General features: G+C 59.4%; 3 protein-coding genes. 1 reads left to right on the top strand and 2 read right to left on the bottom strand.

The genetic code is table 11. The features are described from left to right. Positions 1-308: 308 nt before the first annotated feature. Together WN73_RS11865 and WN73_RS11860 are read right to left on the bottom strand one after the other, a co-directional pair. Positions 309-485, bottom strand: a complete 177-nt coding sequence (locus WN73_RS11865) for a hypothetical protein (RefSeq protein ID WP_179879972.1) — start codon at positions 483-485, stop codon at positions 309-311. Positions 486-587: 102 nt separating this feature from the next. Further along, a complete protein-coding gene (locus WN73_RS11860; protein ID WP_143279318.1) occupies positions 588-1,007 on the bottom strand; it encodes a hypothetical protein in 420 nt (139 codons plus the stop codon). Positions 1,008-1,575: 568 nt separating this feature from the next. Here WN73_RS11860 and WN73_RS11855 point away from each other — a divergent pair. Further along, positions 1,576-1,824 carry a PilZ domain-containing protein gene (locus WN73_RS11855; RefSeq protein WP_097668986.1) on the top strand — a complete coding sequence of 83 codons (249 nt, stop codon included), beginning with the start codon at positions 1,576-1,578 and terminating at the stop codon, positions 1,822-1,824. Positions 1,825-1,902 lie beyond the last annotated feature (78 nt).

Here is a 1,902-nt window from a genome sequence, read left to right as displayed (position 1 = left end):
TTTTCGGGGCTTGGAGACCTCGCGAGGAAGCCGACTCCAGCATGTGCGCGGCTACCTCGGCTTGCCGCGCTCTTCTGATAAGCCGCTCACGTTCGATACTAGGCGGGGTGGCTAGGGGCTTCTTTCCGGAGACGCACAGCCTCTTCCGAAAGGCGCTTGTCGAGGGGATCGATTTGTTCGAAACGACGCCGTTCCTGCATGGCGCGCTCCTTCCTTGCTGGGTGGGGCGGGAGCGCAGCCGGCGTTCTCATCACCGATAGAAGCTTGCTTCGCCGCGAGCATCCGAAGCTTTCAAAATGGGCCGGCATTTACGCGGCGACGTGGAACGATGCGATCAGGGCACGTACGTCGTTGGCCAACTCGCGATAGTGTTCGCTCGCACGCAGATACATCTCGCGATTACTTCCATCCGATCGTTTGGCGATCAACTCGCATTCAGCTGCGAGACTTTCAAAACGTTCCAGTTTGGCTTGAAAACCGATCATGTGGCGTCGCCCCGAAACTCGTTACTAAAAGGGTCGCGAAAGATATTCGCCGAATTAGGTCGAGGCGAACATCGTTATCGAATATAATTATGCCGTACCAATTTACCGGGCCGCTGCGTGCGCAGTACGTCCATGTGCATCGAGGGTTCGGATGCTGACCGCGTCACCACAGTAACAGCGAGGAATGCCTTCCGCGCGCTGCGGGAGCGCGAGCGAGTGCATTCGGTCTCTCCAAGCCATCCAGTCGCGGGCTTCTCGCCATGTTTCCGTGAGCGTCGCTGCGAGCCCGTCCCAAGCCGCTTGGAAGCCGTCCCGCGCCTGGTCGAAGGTCTCAGCAATCCCGCTGCGATGCTCGCCCGGGTCAACGCCGGGATAGAAGCCGCAGGACCAGCCCCATTGCGGTGCGGAATTGGGAACGCCCGAGCGCCGGCTGATCACACCGACCCGCACGTCGCCGAGGTAGATCAGCCACGTTTCGCGATTGGGATCATCTTTGCCGCGGCGGCGGGTGAGCGGAGGCACGCCGCCATCAAAGCGGTAACTGATGAGGCCTGCAAATTATCAATCGCTTGCGTGTTGAGAGGCTGGCGAACCACTGCCGCTAGTAGGTGTGGACAATGGCCGGGGCATCACTGCCGCCGGCCATCGCTTGCGCTACCTTTGGGCTTGGGGGGTGATCAGCAGCGCTGACCGCAAGCGTGCCGGGCGCCGATTAACAACTCGCTAACCAATTCGGGCGGGCTCTGGATATTTCGCGGGCAAGATCGCGGCGGTCTTGGGCCGCCGCTTGGTGGGGTGTTTGAGGGGCGAAAGGCGCATACTTTCAACTTGTCTGCTGTCGCATCGGTTTCTTACCGTCCTGCTTTTCCTAGGCCACGACGACGACTTTAAGGTCGTGAGCGGTAACCCAACTTCAACCGTTATCGCTATACGATCTGCTCTCGCGGATTGGTGACGAGTACCGCGGGGACGCATGGGCAATAGGAAACCCGTCAGCCCTACGCGGCTGGCGGGTTTTTCGTTAGGCTCGCAGCGCGAAGTCCTTGCCGCTCGGCAGAGTGATAGCCCGCGTTGCTACTGGAAAGAAACAGTGCTGGAACGTCGCAGACAACAGCGCATCGAAATAAACGAGGTCGCCTACATCTTCGGCGACGGATCGAGCACCTGTTGCCGCGTCGTCGACATCACCGAGCACGGAGCAGCAATCGAGCTGCCCTTATCAGCCGGGCATAGTATGAAAGGCCGGTTCAAGCTCATGATTGCGAAGGGTCGCGTCGAAAGAAATTGTCGCCTAATCTGGCGTTCGGGCAGCCGTATCGGCGTTGAATTTACGGATTGACCTGTAGGCGATTGCAGAGTTGTCCGTGAACAAGCCTCCAAGCACTTGATTGGGAGTCTGGTTTCCGGTTGCGACGGC

The sequence above is a fragment of the Bradyrhizobium sp. CCBAU 45394 genome (assembly GCF_028128655.1).
Classification (GTDB): Bacteria; Pseudomonadota; Alphaproteobacteria; order Rhizobiales; family Xanthobacteraceae; genus Bradyrhizobium; species Bradyrhizobium diazoefficiens.
This window is presented reverse-complemented; position numbering and strand designations above follow the sequence as displayed.